The organism is Bradyrhizobium sp. P2_E8 (assembly GCF_056403875.1).
On record NZ_JBFUES010001871.1, the window covers coordinates 1 to 590 of the forward strand.

Here is a 590-nt window from a genome sequence, read left to right on the forward strand (position 1 = left end):
TCCTGGTGTTCCGCCGTGCCATGCTTATCGGACAGCCCGGGGTTCGAAGGGGATACTTCGAAGGGGAATTATGGCGGCGAAAACGCGGGCAGCGCGCACCACGCGGACGTCCAGGCGACTGCCTCGGAAGCGGTCCGGGGCGGCCGGAAAGGTGCGCAAGCGCAGCACCAAGGCGGTCACGCCGGACGTGGTCCAGGCGGCGCTTGCCGCCTTTGCCCATGAAGTCCGCACCCCCCTGACCGGCATTCTCGCGATCAGCGACCTGCTCGCGACCTCGGATCTCGGGGAGCGGGAGCGGCGCTGGGCTGACACCATCAAGGCCGGCGCCGAGCATCTGGCGAGCCTCGCCACCCTGTTCGTGGACGCTGCCCGGACCGGCAAGGGGTCTGGAAAGGGTGGCAGCGCGCTGCGGCAGGACCTGTTCGACCTGCGGGCGCTGGCCCGCAGCGCCGGCGATTCGCTGGCCGGGCGCGCCGCGGCCAAGGGCCTCCAGGCCCAGGTCGAGCTCTCCGAAAAGCTGCCGGGGCTGGTGGTCGGCGATCCCGTCCGCCTGCGCGCCGCACTCGAGAACCTCATCGACAATGCCGTGA

1 protein-coding gene is annotated in these 590 nt (G+C 70.7%); it reads left to right on the forward strand.

Going from position 1 to position 590, the window contains the following annotated elements:
• Positions 1-70 precede the first annotated feature (70 nt).
• Positions 71-590: sensor histidine kinase (locus AC1D00_RS44430; protein WP_477015118.1), on the forward strand; the 520-nt coding region annotated here is incomplete at its 3' end.